16 protein-coding genes, 1 tRNA gene and 1 riboswitch are annotated in these 15,147 nt (G+C 68.6%); of the genes, 10 read left to right on the top strand and 7 right to left on the bottom strand.

Going from position 1 to position 15,147, the window contains the following annotated elements; all coding sequences use genetic code 11:
• The 3 genes from ACIQM0_RS04100 (at position 1) to ACIQM0_RS04090 (ending at position 2,250) form a co-directional block, all read left to right on the top strand.
• Entirely contained in the window at positions 1-279 is a 279-nt protein-coding gene (locus ACIQM0_RS04100) for a MoaD/ThiS family protein (protein WP_363030237.1), read from the top strand.
• Positions 279-1,232, top strand: a complete 954-nt coding sequence (locus ACIQM0_RS04095) for a PLP-dependent cysteine synthase family protein (protein ID WP_401283291.1) — start codon at positions 279-281, stop codon at positions 1,230-1,232. The genes ACIQM0_RS04100 and ACIQM0_RS04095 overlap by 1 nt, the downstream gene beginning before the upstream one ends.
• A 265-nt stretch (positions 1,233-1,497) precedes the next feature.
• Complete coding sequence (locus ACIQM0_RS04090) at positions 1,498-2,250, top strand: MBL fold metallo-hydrolase (RefSeq protein WP_385041415.1); 753 nt, start codon at positions 1,498-1,500, stop codon at positions 2,248-2,250.
• Between the two features lie 94 nt (positions 2,251-2,344).
• Here ACIQM0_RS04090 and ACIQM0_RS04085 read toward each other — a convergent pair whose 3' ends face one another.
• The gene (locus tag ACIQM0_RS04085) at positions 2,345-3,595 is read right to left on the bottom strand and encodes a PTS transporter subunit EIIC (RefSeq protein ID WP_401283288.1); all 1,251 of its coding nucleotides are present in this window, start codon (positions 3,593-3,595) and stop codon (positions 2,345-2,347) included.
• 259 nt (positions 3,596-3,854) lie between these two features.
• Positions 3,855-5,165, bottom strand: a complete 1,311-nt coding sequence (locus ACIQM0_RS04080; protein ID WP_401283286.1) for a PTS transporter subunit EIIC — start codon at positions 5,163-5,165, stop codon at positions 3,855-3,857.
• A gap of 222 nt (positions 5,166-5,387) precedes the next feature.
• Here ACIQM0_RS04080 and ACIQM0_RS04075 point away from each other — a divergent pair, with 222 nt between their 5' ends.
• The 4 genes from ACIQM0_RS04075 to rdgB all read left to right on the top strand — a co-directional run bounded on the left by ACIQM0_RS04075 (position 5,388) and on the right by rdgB (position 7,690).
• Positions 5,388-5,621: a glucose PTS transporter subunit EIIB gene (locus ACIQM0_RS04075; RefSeq protein WP_019886687.1), complete on the top strand. Its 234-nt coding sequence runs from the start codon at positions 5,388-5,390 to the stop codon at positions 5,619-5,621.
• 169 nt (positions 5,622-5,790) lie between these two features.
• Positions 5,791-6,528, top strand: a complete 738-nt coding sequence (gene rph / locus ACIQM0_RS04070) for a ribonuclease PH (RefSeq protein WP_401283284.1) — start codon at positions 5,791-5,793, stop codon at positions 6,526-6,528.
• Between the two features lie 134 nt (positions 6,529-6,662).
• A complete protein-coding gene (locus ACIQM0_RS04065) occupies positions 6,663-7,055 on the top strand; it encodes a hypothetical protein (protein ID WP_401283282.1) in 393 nt (130 codons plus the stop codon).
• A gap of 32 nt (positions 7,056-7,087) precedes the next feature.
• On the top strand, positions 7,088-7,690 hold the full coding sequence (gene rdgB, locus ACIQM0_RS04060) for an RdgB/HAM1 family non-canonical purine NTP pyrophosphatase (RefSeq protein WP_401283280.1): 603 nt from the start codon (positions 7,088-7,090) through the stop codon (positions 7,688-7,690).
• Positions 7,691-7,754: 64 nt separating this feature from the next.
• Here rdgB and ACIQM0_RS04055 read toward each other — a convergent pair.
• The 4 genes from ACIQM0_RS04055 to bcp form a co-directional block, all read right to left on the bottom strand.
• Positions 7,755-7,838 (bottom strand) — tRNA-Leu (locus ACIQM0_RS04055).
• Complete coding sequence (locus ACIQM0_RS04050) at positions 7,829-8,890, bottom strand: HNH endonuclease signature motif containing protein (protein ID WP_401283278.1); 1,062 nt, start codon at positions 8,888-8,890, stop codon at positions 7,829-7,831. The genes ACIQM0_RS04055 and ACIQM0_RS04050 overlap by 10 nt, the downstream gene beginning before the upstream one ends.
• A gap of 257 nt (positions 8,891-9,147) precedes the next feature.
• On the bottom strand, positions 9,148-10,644 hold the full coding sequence (gene proP, locus ACIQM0_RS04045; RefSeq protein ID WP_401283276.1) for a glycine betaine/L-proline transporter ProP: 1,497 nt from the start codon (positions 10,642-10,644) through the stop codon (positions 9,148-9,150).
• A 129-nt stretch (positions 10,645-10,773) separates the two neighbouring features.
• Positions 10,774-11,241 (bottom strand): thioredoxin-dependent thiol peroxidase, encoded by a 468-nt coding sequence (gene bcp, locus ACIQM0_RS04040; RefSeq protein WP_363023154.1) that lies wholly within the window; start codon positions 11,239-11,241, stop codon positions 10,774-10,776.
• A gap of 127 nt (positions 11,242-11,368) precedes the next feature.
• Between bcp and ACIQM0_RS04035 the strand changes: the two genes are divergently transcribed.
• The 3 genes from ACIQM0_RS04035 (at position 11,369) to ACIQM0_RS04025 (ending at position 12,622) form a co-directional block, all read left to right on the top strand.
• Positions 11,369-11,689 (top strand): DUF3618 domain-containing protein, encoded by a 321-nt coding sequence (locus ACIQM0_RS04035; RefSeq protein WP_401283274.1) that lies wholly within the window; start codon positions 11,369-11,371, stop codon positions 11,687-11,689.
• Positions 11,690-11,755: 66 nt separating this feature from the next.
• A complete protein-coding gene (locus tag ACIQM0_RS04030) occupies positions 11,756-12,094 on the top strand; it encodes a co-chaperone GroES (RefSeq protein ID WP_123525782.1) in 339 nt (112 codons plus the stop codon).
• A 102-nt stretch (positions 12,095-12,196) separates the two neighbouring features.
• A riboswitch (guanidine-III (ykkC-III) riboswitch) is annotated at positions 12,197-12,262 on the top strand.
• 39 nt (positions 12,263-12,301) lie between these two features.
• The gene (locus ACIQM0_RS04025; RefSeq protein ID WP_362965010.1) at positions 12,302-12,622 is read left to right on the top strand and encodes a multidrug efflux SMR transporter; all 321 of its coding nucleotides are present in this window, start codon (positions 12,302-12,304) and stop codon (positions 12,620-12,622) included.
• Between the two features lie 59 nt (positions 12,623-12,681).
• On the opposite strand, the gene ACIQM0_RS04020 is transcribed toward ACIQM0_RS04025, so the two are convergent.
• Positions 12,682-15,108 (bottom strand): transglycosylase domain-containing protein, encoded by a 2,427-nt coding sequence (locus ACIQM0_RS04020; RefSeq protein ID WP_401283272.1) that lies wholly within the window; start codon positions 15,106-15,108, stop codon positions 12,682-12,684.
• Positions 15,109-15,147 lie beyond the last annotated feature (39 nt).

Below are 15,147 nucleotides of genomic sequence, written 5' to 3'. Positions count from 1 at the left end.
ATGGCCATCGAGGTCCGCATCCCGACCATCCTCCGCACCTACACCGACGGCGCCAAGGCCGTCGAGGCCAACGGAGAGACCCTCGCCGACCTCTTCAAGGACCTGGAGACCCGCCACGCGGGCATCCGTGAGCGCATCGTCGACGGCGAGGAGCTCCGCCGCTTCGTGAACGTGTACCTCAACGACGAGGACGTCCGCTTCCTCGACGGCATCTCCACCAAGCTCAGCGACGGCGACAGCATCACCATCCTCCCGGCCGTCGCCGGCGGCATGAACTGATGCGCTACGACAGCCCGCTCGCCGCAGTGGGCAACACCCCGCTCGTCCGCCTGCCGCGGCTGTCACCGTCGGACGACGTGCGCATCTGGGCCAAGCTGGAGGACCGCAACCCCACCGGCTCGATCAAGGACCGCCCCGCGCTCCACATGGTCGAGCAGGCGGAGAAGGACGGCCGGCTCACCCCCGGCTGCACCATCCTCGAACCCACCAGCGGCAACACCGGCATCTCGCTCGCCATGGCGGCCACGCTCAAGGGCTACCGCATCGTCTGCGTCATGCCGGAGAACACCTCGCAGGAACGGCGCGACCTGCTCACCATGTGGGGCGCAGAGATCATCTCCTCCCCGGCGGCCGGCGGCTCCAACACCGCCGTCCGCGTCGCCAAGGAGCTGTCGGCGCAGCACCCCGACTGGGTGATGCTCTACCAGTACGGCAACCCGGACAACGCGGGCGCCCACTACGCCACCACCGGCCCGGAGATCCTCGCCGACCTCCCGTCGATCACCCACTTCGTGGCGGGCCTCGGCACGACGGGCACGCTCATGGGCGTGGGCCGCTATCTGCGCGAGAACGTCGACGGCATCAAGATCGTCGCGGCCGAGCCGCGCTACGACGACCTGGTCTACGGCCTGCGCAACCTCGACGAGGGCTTCGTCCCCGAGCTCTACGACGCCTCGGTCCTCACGACCCGCTTCTCCGTCGGCTCCGCCGACGCCGTCACCCGCACCCGCGAGCTCCTCCAGCAGGAGGGCATCTTCGCGGGCGTCTCCACCGGCGCCGCGCTGCACGCCGCGATCGGCGTCGGCAACAAGGCGGTCAAGGCCGCCGGCGCACCGGCCGACATCGTCTTCGTCGTCGCCGACGGCGGCTGGAAGTACCTGTCCACGGGCGTGTACACGGCGCCCACGACGGAGGCCGCGATCGAGACCCTGCAGGGCCAGCTCTGGGCGTAGGCCCGCCCGCCGCACCCACCCCGGACGCCGGGGGCCCGGACCACACTGGTCCCGGCCCCCGGCGTCCGTCGTTCCCGGGGGCGCCGCCCGCCGCGGGCGACCCACTCGGCGCCCCCTTCCATCGAACCGGTGACAGCGCAGGTGAGTTCCCCCACAACGGCAGGCCCCGGAGGAGCGACCAGGTCTTTCGCGCCTTACGCTCAACAAACCGCTCCACGAACCGCACGAACCCTCCCCGTTCCCACGCCTCGGAGGTTCACGCTCCATGAAGCTCACCGTCGTCGGATGCTCCGGCTCGTTCCCGTCCGCGGGATCGGCATGCTCGAGCTACCTCGTAGAGGCCGACGGCTTCCGGCTGCTCCTCGACATGGGCAACGGCGCCCTCGGCGAGCTGCAGCGCCATGTCGGTCTCTACGACCTCGACGCCATTTTCCTCAGCCACCTCCATGCCGATCACTGCATCGACATGTGCGCGTACTTCGTCGTCCGCTACTACCCGCACGACGGCGGACGCCCGGCGCCCATCCCGGTCTACGGTCCCGACGGCACGGAGCAGCGGCTCACCACCGCCCACGCCGACACCCCGTCCGACCACGCGATGGGCGAGGTCTTCGACTTCCACACGCTGAAGCCCGGTTCGTTCGAGATCGGCCCCTTCTCCGTCCGTACGGAGAAGCTCCGCCACCCCGTCGAGACGTTCGGCATCCGCATCGAGCACGGCGGCAGGTCGCTCACGTACTCGGGGGACACCGGCATCTGCGAGGCCCTGGACGAGCTGGCCGAGGGCGTCGACCTCTTCCTCTGCGAGGCGTCGTTCGTCCACGGCAAGGAGGACATCCCGGACCTCCACCTCAACGGCCGCGAGGCAGGCGAGCTCGCCGCCCGCGCCGGGGTGGGGCGCCTGGTCCTCACCCACATCCCGCCGTGGACCGACGCCGGCCGCAACCTGTGCGACGCCCGCGAGGTCTTCGACGGCCCGACGGAGCTGGCGGTCCCGGGCGCGGTCTACGAGATCTGACGCGTCCCGCGTACCTACCTCACGTACGACGGAGCCCTCACCTTCCCGGCGGGAAGGTGAGGGCTCCGTCATGTGTACGGGACGGGCCGACGGCTTACGCCTTCGTCAGGTCCTCGACCTCTTCCTCGGGCTCACGGCCCGGGGTGGTGAGGTTGAACTTGCTGATGGCGAAGCGGAAGAGCACGTAGTAGAGCGCTCCGAAGACGAGACCGATCGGGATGATCAGCCACGGCTTCGTCGCCAGGTTCCAGTTCAGCGCGTAGTCGATGAAGCCCGCCGAGAACGTGAACCCGGCGTGCACGCCGAGCGCCCAGGTGACGGCCATCGAGATGGCGGTCAGGACGGCGTGGATCGCGTAGAGCAGCGGCGCGATGAACATGAACGAGAACTCGATCGGCTCGGTCACACCGGTGACGAACGAGGTCAGCGCGAGGGAGACCATCATGCCCATCACGGCCTTGCGGCGCTCGGGGCGAGCGGCGTGGGCGATGGCGATGGCGGCGGCCGGGAGGCCGAACATCATGATCGGGAAGAAGCCCGACATGAACTGACCGGCGGTCGGGTCACCGGCGAAGAACCGGTTCAGGTCACCGTGCACGACGGCGCCCGTGGCGTCGGTGAAGTCACCCAGCTGGAACCAGGAGACGGTGTTGACGAACTGGTGCATGCCGACGGGGATCAGCGCGCGGTTGATCAGGCCGAACAGGCCGGCGCCGAAGGAGCCGAGGCCGGTCATCCACTCGCCGAAGTTGGCTATGCCGTCACCGATGGGCTCCCAGACCAGGCCGAAGAACACACCGAAGATCACGCCGACGAAGGCCATGATGATCGGGACGAGGCGGCGGCCGTTGAAGAAGCCGAGCCAGTCGACCAGCTTGGTGCGGTGGAACTTCTGCCACAGGATCGCCGTGACGAGACCCATCAGGATGCCGCCGAGGACACCTGGGTTGTTGTAGGTCGCCGCGGTGTCCGCGCCCTTCTGGATCACCGCTTCGGTGACCGGGAAGGCCTTCAGGACGTTGCTGTAGACCAGGAAGCCGACGAGGCCGGCCAGCGCGGTGGAGCCGTCCGACTTCTTGGCGAAGCCGATGGCGACACCGATGCAGAAGAGCATCGGAAGGTTGTCGAAGACCGCGCTGCCCGCGGTGGCGAACACGGAGGCGACTTTGTGCCAGCCGAGGCCGTCGTCACCGAAGACGTCGGGCTGGCCGAGACGGAGCAGAATGCCCGCGGCCGGCAGCACGGCGATCGGCAGCTGGAGGCTGCGTCCCACCTTCTGCAGGCCCTGGAACAGGCCGGAGCCCCGCTTCTTCGCGGGGGCCGCCGTGGCGGTGGCCGTACTCATCAACTTCCTCCAGTAGGCAAGGCGCCGCCAGGGACAGATTTTTTGGTGGGCGACGACTCGAGAAACGTGGCAGAACGCCACGTGGTCTGGACCACTCAGTGGTGTAGACCAGTTTTAGCACGGTGAGGGTTAGATAAGGAACCTGCAATTTCCGACTACTTCGCAGTAGCCATCGCCCACGCACGGTGACATGCCGAAGGCCCCCGGACCGAGTGGTCCGAGGGCCTTGGCCGGCCGGGGATATGACCCCGTTCGACGGCTACTTCGTGAGGTTGCTCTCGATTTCTTCCTCCATCTCGTCGGGCTCACGGCCCGGGGTCTGGAGGTTGAACCTGGTGATCGCGAACCGGAAGATCACGTAGTACAGCGCGGCGAACGCCAGGCCGATCGGGATGATCAGCCAGGGTTTGGTGGCCAGGCTCCAGTTGATGACGTAGTCGATCAGGCCCGCCGAGAAGCTGAAGCCGTCCTTCACGCCGAGCGCCCACGAGAGCGCCATCGACACACCCGTCAGCACCGCGTGGATCGCGTACAGCACGGGCGCGACGAACAGGAACGAGTACTCGAGCGGCTCCGTGATCCCCGTCACGAACGACGTCAGGCCGACCGACACCATCAACCCGCCGACCGCCTTGCGGCGATGCGGCTTCGCGCAGTGGTAGATCGCCAGCGCCGCCGCCGGCAGGGCGAACATCATGATCGGGAAGAAGCCCGTGGTGAACTGACCGGCCGTCGGGTCACCCGCCAGGAACCGGTTGATGTCACCGTGCACGACCGTACCGTCCGCCTTGGTGAAGTCGCCGAACTGGAACCAGACGAACGTGTTCAGGAACTGGTGCATACCGATCACCAGCAAGGCGCGGTTGGCCACACCGAAGATGCCCGACCCCAGCCAGTTCAGGTCCACCAGCCACTTCGAGAAGCTCGTCAGACCGTCACCGATCGGCTGCCACAGCCACGCGCACAACGCCGCGAAGAGCAGGGCCACGAACGCCATGATGATCGGGACGAGCCGCCGGCCGTTGAAGAACCCCAGCCAGTCCACCAGCTTGACCCGGTGGAACCGCTGCCAGAACCAGGCCGACATCAGCCCCATCACGATCCCGCCGAACACCCCCGGGTTCTGGTACGCGGCCGCCGTCACCTCCGCGCCTTCCGTGACACACGTACCGAACCAGGTGCCGCCCGACACGAACGTCGAACCGCCTTCGCAGTCCACCGGGAAGGCGTGCAGCACCGCGTAGTAGACGAGGAACCCCGTCACCGCCGCCAGAGCGGTCGAACCGTCCGACTTCTTCGCCATACCGATCGCGACACCGACACAGAACAACAGGGGAAGACCGAGCCCCGAGTCGAGCAGCGCACCACCGGCGGCCGCGAACACCTTCGCGACATTGGTCCAGCCCAGGCCGTCGTCACCGAAGACGTCCGGCTGGCCGAGCCGGTTGAGAATGCCCGCCGCCGGCAGCACGGCGATCGGCAGCTGAAGACTTCGCCCCATCTTCTGGAGGCCCTGGAACAGGCCGTTCCACCACTGCTTCTGTGGGATCGCTGCGCTGCTGGAGCTCATCGGCGTCCTCCCGGAACAAAGCGCAATTGGGGGTCGTTGCAGACTGGTGTAGACCAGTTGCGGTACGGTGCGGAGCCCGCCCGGAAGACAGGGCGCCGGTGATCGTCATCATTGGTGACGGCTCGGCTGCTCGCTCGCGAAGTTGGGCCAACCGTGCGTTACCGTGACGAAACGGACCCATGGTGGGCCGTCACATGTACGTGAAGAACCAGGGAGAAGGCCATGGCCAGCAAGGCTGAGAAGATCGTCGCCGGGCTCGGCGGAATCGACAACATCGAAGAGGTCGAAGGCTGCATCACCCGCCTCCGTACCGAGGTCATCGACCCGAGCAAGGTCGACGAAGCCGCGCTCAAGGCCGCCGGCGCCCACGGCGTCGTCAAGATGGGCACCGCGATCCAGGTCGTCATCGGCACCGACGCCGACCCCATCGCCGCGGACATCGAAGACATGATGTGACCCACCGCTGAACCCGTACGGGCCCACCGGCCCGGACACCCCGCAGGCCCCGCCCCCACCAGGACGGGGCCTGCGGCGCGCCCACCGGCAGACCCCCCCCGCGCGCACCGGAACAGCCCACTCCCCGCACCGCGACGGCCCACTCCCCGCACCCGATAAAGTCGACGCCATGTCTCGTATCGACGGCCGCACCCCCGACCAGCTCCGCCCCGTCACCATCGAACGCGGATGGAGCAAGCACGCCGAAGGATCCGTACTCGTCTCCTTCGGCGACACCAAAGTCTTCTGCACCGCCTCCGTCGCCGAAGGCGTCCCGCGCTGGCGCAAGGGCAGCGGTGAAGGCTGGGTCACCGCCGAGTACTCCATGCTGCCCCGCTCCACCAACACCCGCGGCGACCGCGAATCCGTACGCGGCAAGATCGGCGGCCGCACGCACGAGATCAGCCGCCTCATCGGCCGCTCCCTGCGCGCCGTCATCGACTACAAGGCCCTCGGCGAGAACACCATCGTCCTGGACTGCGACGTCCTCCAGGCCGACGGCGGCACCCGCACCGCCGCCATCACCGGCGCCTACGTCGCCCTCGCCGACGCCGTCGCCTGGGGCCAGGCCAAGAAGATCATCAAGCACGGCCGCAAGCCGCTGACCGGCACCGTCTCCGCCATCAGCGTCGGCATCGTCGACGGCACCCCCCTCCTCGACCTCTGCTACGAGGAGGACGTCCGCGCCGAGACCGACATGAACGTCGTCTGCACCGGCGACGGCCGCTTCGTCGAGATCCAGGGAACCGCCGAGGCCGAACCCTTCGACCGCGACGAACTCAACGCCCTCCTCGACCTCGCCACCGCGGGCTGCGTCGACCTCACCGCGTTCCAGAACGACGCCCTCACCCGCACCCTCGGCGCCTGACGCGCGCGTCGGCCACGGACGCGGGTCCGGGTAAAGAAGCAACCAAGTACCCACTCCACAGCGTCGATACGAGTACGGGCGCACGGGTCGAACCGTGCGCCCGTCCGCGTATCCGCACCCGGGGAGGGCACACCATGGCCGCGCGACACCGACGCCACCGCACCGCACTGGCCATCACCACCGCACTGCTCACCGCCACCGCCGCAGCCGGCTGCGGCGCCCTCGACAAGGCGATCGACTGCGTGCAGACCGCCGACGCCATCGCCACCAGCGTGGACAACCTCCAGCAGGCCGTCTCCAACGCCTCGAACGACCCCAGCCAGGCATCCGAAGCCCTCGACGACATCGAGAAGGAACTCGGGGACCTCGGCGACAAGACCGACAACGCCGACCTCGGCAAGGCCGTCGGCGACCTCAGGGACGGCGTCGGCAACGTCCGCGACTCCATCGACAAGGGCGACGAGACCCCCGACATCACCCCGGTCACCGACGCGGCCAAGGAGATCGGCAAGGTCTGCACCCCGTAACCCCCGACGGCACGGGCGGCGATAATCGAGACATGACCCGCCTCATCCTCGCCACCCGCAACGCCGGGAAGATCACCGAACTCCACGCGATCCTCGCCGACGCAGGCCTCACCCACGAACTCGTCGGCGCGGACGCGTACCCGGAGATCCCCGACGTCAAGGAAACCGGCGTCACCTTCGCCGAGAACGCCCTCCTCAAGGCCCACGCCCTCGCACGGGCCACCGGCCACCCCGCCATCGCCGACGACTCCGGCCTCTGCGTCGACGTGCTCGGCGGCGCCCCCGGCATCTTCTCGGCCCGCTGGGCCGGCACCCACGGCGACGACCGGGCCAACCTGGACCTGCTCCTGGCCCAGCTCTCCGACATCGACGCCCCCCACCGCGCCGCCCACTTCGCCTGCGCCGCCGCCCTCGCGCTCCCCGACGGCACGGAACGCGTGGTCGAGGGCCGCCTCCTGGGCACCCTGCGCCACACCCCGTCCGGCACCCACGGCTTCGGCTACGACCCGATCCTCCAGCCGGAGGGCGAGACCCGGACCTGCGCGGAACTGACCCCGGCGGAGAAGAACGCGATCAGCCACCGCGGACTGGCGTTCCGGGCACTGGTGCCGGTGGTGCGGGCGCTTGTGGGGTGACCTCGCTGAAACGCTGAGGGCCCGGTTCGCGTCAACGCGAACCGGGCCCTCAGATATGGATCCGTGCGGCCGGTGGGATTCGAACCCACACAGGATTTCTCCCAGATGCCCCTAAAACACCCGCCGATACCAGTTGGGCTACGGCCGCATACCCGCATCCATCGTAGCGGGCCGGGGTGTTCGTGGCATAGAGAGGTCGCCGCGCGGCGACTCGGAGCCGGCGGTCTTCTTCCGGCACCAGGTTTCTGTGAGCGCGTGGCAGTTGGGGCAGAGGTAGCGAAGGTTCTCGGCTCGGTTGTCGAGCCAGTCACCGTTGATGTGATCGATCTGAAGCGTGAAGGACTGCCTCAGCCACTTGCCCCGGTTGCCGCAGGACTCGCAGCGGTACGCGACGCCGATCTCCTGCAGGGCGCGGTGAAGCCTCTCCCGGTTCGTGCGTACCGACCCCCGCGGTCTGATCACCAAGGTCGTCGGTGCGATTGCCCTGGGCTCACGCACCTGAGCCGAAGCCCAAGGGCGTCGTGTGAAGTGGCTCGTGTCGAGCTTCAGCTGAAGAATCTTGCGCCGTACGCGTCGGTGGTTCGTGTCCTTGACCTCAAGACCGAGTGCGCGCATGACGTCCGCGTAACTGGTGGCTCGCGGAACGGCGTCCCGCAGGGCGTCCTCCGGGACCGCGAGGCGTGCGTTGCGGAAGTGTCCGGTATCGATCCCTCTCCTGCGTAGCAGGCTCGCCAGTGCTGAGCGTGACTGACTGTCGTCGCCCATTCCAAGGTCGCGTGCCACTCCGCGGATGCTGTCGGCGGTGCGCGTGGCCGTCTCCAGCTCCGCCGGGGTGAACATCAGATCCATGTGCGGACGGTTCATGCCAGGGAAGTGGCTGACATCGATTCCCGCGGCTGTGATGCGGCGGCTCAGGTGCGAGAGCGTGCCACTGGCTGGGGCTGCACCGAGCTTGGTGACGACCTCGCGCAGTGACGAGGACGACGCGACGGCGGCGGCAATGGCCGCGTCCGGGTACTTTCGCCACGGACTGCGCTGCTTGAAGTGGGATGTGTCCAGGCGGTGCAGGGCTACCTTCTCCTGCAGTACGCGCCGCTGGCCGCCGTTCTTCTTGAGCCCGAGCCGACGCATCAGATCTGTCCAGTTCTCGGACTCGGCGACGGCAGGGGCGAGCCTCCCCGGTTCGTAGACGTCAGACATGACCCTCCCCTGCGAACGGGTGGCCGAAGCCTTGGTGCCCGACGGTGCGCTCGGCACCCTCCGGCAGCTCACGCGTATACCGAACCGACACGTCCCCTCCGCGTCCGGCCGCGCGTTCGCGGCCTCGTACGGGACAACGAACCGTTTATCGGAGGGACACGTCCGATATCCGACAAGATGCGGAATGGCCCGCCCCGCTTCAGCGACGGCTGAAGCGAAGCGGGCCATCCGTGCGCCGCACTCCCCGAGGAACGGGATCAGAACTTCGGGTCGGGTGTCTGGTTCGCGACCAGTTCCTCCGCTTCCTCGGTCGTCTCCACCGAGGGCGGCGAGCCGTCCAGGGGCTTGTTCGCCGTCTCCTTCATGCAGGCCACGGCGATCACGCCGACCACGGCCGCGCCCATCGCGTAGTACGCCGGCATCAGGTTGGTGCCGGACACGCTGATCAGGGCCGTGATGACGAACGGGGTCGTACCGCCGAAGATCGACGCCGACAGGTTGTAGCCCACCGACAGGGAGCCGTAGCGGACCTGGGTGGGGAACAGGGCCGGGAGGGCGGCGGACATGGTGCCGAGCATGCAGACCAGGGAGAGGCCCAGCATCAGCATGCCGATGGTGACGGCCGGGATGCTGCCCTGCCGGATGAGCAGGAACGCGGGGAGGGAGAGGACCAGGAAGCCGAGCATGCCGGTCATCAGGAGCGGCTTGCGGCCGAAGCGGTCGGAGAGCTTGCCGACCTGGCTGATGATCAGCATCAGGAAGAGCATGACGCCGAGCAGGATGAGCAGTCCGTGGGTCTCGCTGTAGCCGAGCTCGTCGGAGAGGTACGTCGGCATGTACGACAGCAGCATGTAGTCGGTGATGTTGTACGCGCCGACCAGGCAGATGCAGAGGATCAGCGTCGGCCAGTAGTCGCGGAAGATCTTGCCGAGGTCGCCCTTGGCGCTCGTCTCGACGCCGTCCGCCGCCTCGGAGGCGTGTGCCGTGCCGCCCTCCAGCTTCTGGAAGGCCGGGGTCTCGTCGAGGCGCAGCCGCAGGTAGAGGCCGACGAGGCCGAGCGGGCCGGCGACGAGGAAGGGGATGCGCCAGCCCCAGGTCTCCATCTGGCCGGTGTCCAGGAGCGCGTAGAGCAGGGTGACCAGTCCCGAGGCCCCGACGTAGCCGGCGAGGGTGCCGAATTCGAGGAAGCTGCCGAAGTAGCCGCGTCGCTTGTCGGGGGCGTACTCGGCGATGAAGGTGGAGGCGCCGCCGTACTCGCCGCCGGTGGAGAAGCCCTGGAGCATCCGGAAGAAGATGAGCAGGACCGGGGCCCATACGCCGATGGTGCCGTGGGAGGGGATGAGCCCGATCGCGAAGGTGCCGATCGCCATCATGATCATGGTGAGGGCGAGGATCTTCTTGCGGCCGACCTTGTCGCCCATGGGGCCGAAGAACATGCCACCGAGGGGGCGGACGAGGAAGGCGACGGCGAAGGTCGCGAAGGAGGAGAGGAGCTGGGTGGTGTCGTTCCCGGACGGGAAGAAGACGTGCCCCAGGGTGGCGGCCATGTAGGAGTAGATGCCGAAGTCGAACCACTCCATGGCGTTGCCGAGCGAGGCCGCTTTGACGGCTCGCTTGACGGCCTGGTCGTCCGTGACGGTGATGTCCGTCCGGCGCAGCTTGGGGTTCTTGCGCTTGCGGATGGCCCGGAAGAGAGCGGGGTGGCGTTTGACCGCTTCGGGATCGGCCGCCTGGTGGGGGTCGGAGGCCGCCATGGCCGGGTCCTTTCCTCGGTGGGTGTTCCAGGGAAGGCTTCTGCGCGGTCATGGCGGTCGCAAACCGAATCGGCGAGAGATTGGGATGTCCATCACATTTTTTCGGCCGTTCGGCCTAATCCGCGGTGGTCAGATGCCGAGGTCCCTGATGATCTTGGCGACGTGGCCGGTGGCCTTGACGTTGTAGAACGCGTGCTCGACCTTGCCCTGTTCGTCCACGACGATCGTGGAGCGGATGACTCCCGTCACCGTTTTGCCGTAGAGCTTCTTCTCGCCGAAGGCGCCGTAGGCCTCCAGGGTTTCCTTGGACGGGTCGCCGACGAGGGTGACCTTGAGGTTCTCCTTCTCGCGGAACTTGGCGAGCTTCTCGGGCTTGTCGGGGGAGACGCCGATGACGTCGTATCCGGCGCCGGCCAGGAGGTCGAGGTTGTCGGTGAAGTCGCAGGCCTGCTTGGTGCAGCCGGGGGTGAGGGCGGCGGGGTAGAAGTAGACGATGACTTTGCGGCCCTTGTGGTCGGCGAGCGCGATGTCCTTGCCGTCGGCGTCGGGAAGGGTGAAGGCGGGGGCGGTGTCGCCGGGCTGGAGTCGCTCGCTCATGGTTCTCCTCGTTGGTACGTGGGGTCTACGGGACCGAGAGTAATGGGGGTGCCGCCGGGTGCGGGAGCGGCTGAGCTGACAGACTGTCGATGAAGGTTTACCGGACGAGGACCACGGAGGCGGCGCAGTGTCGGATGCCAGGAGCCCTGCGCAGATCGAGGCGGACATCATCACCAGGCGTGAGCAGCTCGCGGTGGTGCTCGATGAGATCGGGGTGCGGGTGCACCCGAAGACGATCATTGGTGATGTGAAGGCGAAGGCCGCGGAGGCCGTGGACCGGACGGCCGGGCGGGCGTTCGTCGCGGTGAACCGGACGGTGTCGGACGTGCGGGCCCAGTTCGTGACGGAGGACGGCGCGCCGCGGCTGGAGCGGGTGATCCCGGTGGCGCTGCTCGCGGTGGGCGTGGTGGGTCTGCTCACCGTGTCGGCGCGGCGGCGGGGGAAGTAGTCGTCGCGCGTCGCGGGGTGCCCCCTCGGGCGTGCGGTGGTGGGTCGGCCAGGTAGGTTGCGGGGCGTGAGCGAGAACGCGGACGACAAGCTGCCCATCCGGATGCTGCATGACCGTGTGCTGGTCCGGTCCGATTCGCCCGAGGGCGAGCGGCGTTCCGGCGGGGGCATTCTGATCCCGGCGACGGCTGCGGTCGGTCGCCGGCTGGCGTGGGCCGTGGTGGTCGCGGTGGGTCAGAACGTGCGGTCGGTGGAGCCGGGGGACCGGGTGCTGTACGACCCGGAGGACCGTGCCGAGGTCGAGGTGCGGGGGGTGGCGTACGTGCTGATGCGGGAGCGGGATCTGCATGCGGTGGCCGCGGACCGGTTCGAGGGCTCGGTGGATTCGACGGGTCTGTACTTGTAGTCCGTCGGTGCCGGCGCCCTGTGGTCCGTCGGCGCCTGTCGTTCGTTGGCGTGACCGTGGTGGCGTGGCCTGGTGACCGTTGTCACCAGGCCTTTTGCACGTTCTTTGCTACGGTGGTGGGACCCCGACGAGACGCGCCGTACCGGGCTTCCGCAAAGACGACGCACCCCGTTTTTTCACGTGTTCTGTGTCGTCGGAGGTGCTGTCATGGCGTGGGTTCTGTTGCTGGTCGCCGGTCTGCTGGAAGTGGCCTGGTCGATCGGGATGAAGTACACCGAGGGGTTCACCCGGCTGTGGCCGAGTGTGTTCACGGGTCTCGGGATCGTCGCGAGCATGGTGTTGCTGTCCCAGGCGGCGCGGACGCTGCCCATCGGTACGGCCTACGGCGTGTGGGTGGGCATCGGTGCGGCGGGTGCGGCGGTGCTGGGCATGGTGGTGCTGCACGAGCCGGTGACGGCGGCCCGGATCTTCTTCGTGTGTCTGCTGCTGGTGGCCGTCGTGGGTCTGAAGGCGACGTCGGGTCACTGACGGGCCGGGGCGGCCGTGCCCGCCCCGGGCCGCTTTCGGGGGTGCGCCTCTGCAGGCGGCTACGGACGGCCCGGGGCGCGGGTGCCGCGGGCGCCTTCGAGGACGCCGCCGTTGGTGCCGCCGTTGTCCCCTCCTCCGCTGTCGCCGCCCCCGGTGTCGGTACCGCCGTCCGTGCCGCCGTTCGTGTCCCCGCCCGTGTCCCCGCCCGTGCCGCCGTCGGCGCTGCCCCCGGTGTCGGTGCCGCCGGTGGGGGTGCCGGTGGTGGCGGGCGGGCTGTCCGGGGCGGACGGGGTGGTGGGCGGCGTGGTGGAGGGGGTGCCCGGGGCGGTGCTGGAGGGTGACCGGGTCGGCTGCCCGGTGCTGTTGCCGGGTGCGGTGCTCTCCTCGCCGGGGAGTTCGGTGTCGTCGGCGCCGCTCTCCAGGTCGAGGTCGAATTTCTTGACGGGGGTGCCGCGCAGGGCGGCGCCGGTGTACTGGGCCCAGGTCTGCGCGGGAGCGCCGCCGCCGTTGATGCGGGGCAGTCCGAGGGTGTTGTAGAGCGGTTTCTGTACGCCGGTGGTGGGGTCCTGGCCCATGACGGCGATGACGGTGGCGAGGTTCGGGGTGTAGCCGGCGAACCAGGCGGCCTTGTCCTCCTCCGCGGTGCCGGTCTTGCCGGCGGCGGGGCGGCCGGCGGCCTGGGCGGCGGTTCCGGTGCCGCCGTCGACGACGCTCTGGAGGATCGAGGTGGTGGTGTCGGCCGCCTGGCGGTCGACGGCCTGCTTGGTGCCGCGGCCGGGGAGCTTGACGGCCGTGCCGTCCTTGGTGACCTTGACGACGAGGGTGTGGGCGCCGTGCTTGCCGTGGGCGGCGAGGGTGGCGTAGGCGTCGGTCATGTCGAGGACGCTGGCGGTGGCGGGGCCGAGCGCGATCGAGGGGGACGCCGTGAGGTCGGGGGTGTTCTTGGGGATGCCGAGGTCCACGGCGGTCTGCCGGACCTTGCCGGGGCCGACGTCCTCGGCCATCTGGGCGTAGACGGCGTTGATGGACTTGTCGGTGGCGGTGCGGACGGTGACGGGCCCGTAGCTGACGTCGTCCTCGTTGGCCGGGGCGTATCCGGTGGGTCCGTCGGGGCCCTGGACCATGCGTTTGTTGGTGCCGTCGTAGATGGTGCCGGGGGTGATGCGCCGGCCGTCCCGGGTGGTGGAGTCGTTGGTGACGGCGGAGGTGAAGACGAACGGCTTGAAGGTGGAGCCGACCTGGTAGTCGGTGCGGGTCGCGTTGTTCACGTACTGCTTGGTGTAGTCGATGCCGCCGTACATGGCGACGACGTGGCCGGTCGCGGGGTCGATGGAGGCGCCGCCGACGCGGACGTTGCGGTCGCCCGCGCGCTGCTCGCTCGTCTTGGACATGACGTTGTCGTCGACGGCTTCGACGAGGGCGTCCTGCTTCTTCCGCTGCAGTGTGGTGGTGATCCGGTAGCCGCGGGTGGCGAGGGTCTTCTCGTCGAGGATGTCGTTCTGGACGAGGTAGTCCTCGACGGCCTGGACGATGTAGCCGCGTTGGCCGGAGAGGCTGTTGGCGGGCTTGACCCGGCCGGGGACGGGGAAGGTCATGGCGGCGCGTTGGCCGGCGCCGAGCCAGTCCTCCTTGACCATGCCGTCGAGTACGTAGTTCCAGCGGGCGACGGCCGCGCTCTTGTTCTCGGGGCGGGTGACGACGTCGTAGGCGCTGGGCGCGTTGAGCAGGGAGGCGAGGTAGGCGCCCTCGGCGGTGGTGATGTCGCCGACGTCCTTGCTGTAGTAGGCCTGGGCGGCGGCCTGGATGCCGTAGGCGTTGCGGCCGAAGTAGCTGGTGTTGAGGTACCCCTCGAAGATCTGGTCCTTGGATTCCTCGCGGTTGAGCTTGATCGCGATGAAGAATTCCTTGATCTTGCGGCCGACGGTCTGTTCCTGGCCCAGGTAGTAGTTCTTGACGTACTGCTGGGTGATCGTCGAGCCGCCCTGTGTGCCCTTGCCGGTGAGGGTGTTCCAGCCGGCCCGGAACATCGCCTTGATGTCGACGGCGCGTTCGGAGTAGAAGTCGCGGTCCTCCGCGGCGAGGACCGCGTGCTGGACGGTGCGGGGGACCTGGGCGAGTCTGATGCTCTCCCGGTTGATCTCGCCGTCGCGGGCGATGACGCCGCCGTCCTCGTAGAGGTAGACGTTGGACTGGGCGGTGGCGCTGGCGTTGGCGGAGGGGATGTCGACGAGCTGGTAGCCGGCGATGAAGCCGCCGATCAGGACCAGGGCGAGGAGGAGGATGCCGCCGAGCACCATCCGCCAGGTGGGCAGGGCGCGGCGCCAGCCCTTGCGCTTGGGGCGTTTGGGCTTCTTCTGCTTCTTGCCGGTGGTGGTGTCGGTGGCCGGGGCGCCCTGTTCTCCGGCGGCGGCGTCGGCAGGCAGGTCTCTGGGGTTCCAGCCCCGGGGGTCGGGGTCCCCGCTCCGCTGCTGTGGCTCGTCGCTCATGTCGGTGCAGACTCCTCGGCCGCGGTCAGTTCCCCCATA

The sequence above is a fragment of the Streptomyces sp. NPDC091387 genome, assembly GCF_044756945.1.
Lineage (GTDB): Bacteria > Actinomycetota > Actinomycetes > Streptomycetales > Streptomycetaceae > Streptomyces.
Note: the sequence above shows the minus strand (reverse complement) of the source record. Positions and strands in the feature narration are given on the sequence as shown.

Bases quoted from the DNA above. Each gene is read 5' to 3' on its own strand.
- ACIQM0_RS04090 (WP_385041415.1), top strand. From the start codon at position 1,498: ATGAAGCTCACCGTCGTCGGATGCTCCGGCTCGTTCCCGTCCGCGGGA.
- ACIQM0_RS04080 (WP_401283286.1), bottom strand. From the start codon at position 5,165: ATGAGCTCCAGCAGCGCAGCGATCCCACAGAAGCAGTGGTGGAACGGC.
- ACIQM0_RS04075 (WP_019886687.1), top strand. From the start codon at position 5,388: ATGGCCAGCAAGGCTGAGAAGATCGTCGCCGGGCTCGGCGGAATCGAC.
- rph (WP_401283284.1), top strand. From the start codon at position 5,791: ATGTCTCGTATCGACGGCCGCACCCCCGACCAGCTCCGCCCCGTCACC.
- ACIQM0_RS04025 (WP_362965010.1), top strand. From the start codon at position 12,302: ATGGCGTGGGTTCTGTTGCTGGTCGCCGGTCTGCTGGAAGTGGCCTGG.
- ACIQM0_RS04020 (WP_401283272.1), bottom strand. From the start codon at position 15,108: ATGAGCGACGAGCCACAGCAGCGGAGCGGGGACCCCGACCCCCGGGGC.
- ACIQM0_RS04050 (WP_401283278.1), bottom strand. From the start codon at position 8,890: ATGTCTGACGTCTACGAACCGGGGAGGCTCGCCCCTGCCGTCGCCGAG.
- ACIQM0_RS04100 (WP_363030237.1), top strand. From the start codon at position 1: ATGGCCATCGAGGTCCGCATCCCGACCATCCTCCGCACCTACACCGAC.
- ACIQM0_RS04095 (WP_401283291.1), top strand. From the start codon at position 279: ATGCGCTACGACAGCCCGCTCGCCGCAGTGGGCAACACCCCGCTCGTC.
- ACIQM0_RS04065 (WP_401283282.1), top strand. From the start codon at position 6,663: ATGGCCGCGCGACACCGACGCCACCGCACCGCACTGGCCATCACCACC.
- proP (WP_401283276.1), bottom strand. From the start codon at position 10,644: ATGGCGGCCTCCGACCCCCACCAGGCGGCCGATCCCGAAGCGGTCAAA.
- ACIQM0_RS04085 (WP_401283288.1), bottom strand. From the start codon at position 3,595: ATGAGTACGGCCACCGCCACGGCGGCCCCCGCGAAGAAGCGGGGCTCC.
- bcp (WP_363023154.1), bottom strand. From the start codon at position 11,241: ATGAGCGAGCGACTCCAGCCCGGCGACACCGCCCCCGCCTTCACCCTT.
- rdgB (WP_401283280.1), top strand. From the start codon at position 7,088: ATGACCCGCCTCATCCTCGCCACCCGCAACGCCGGGAAGATCACCGAA.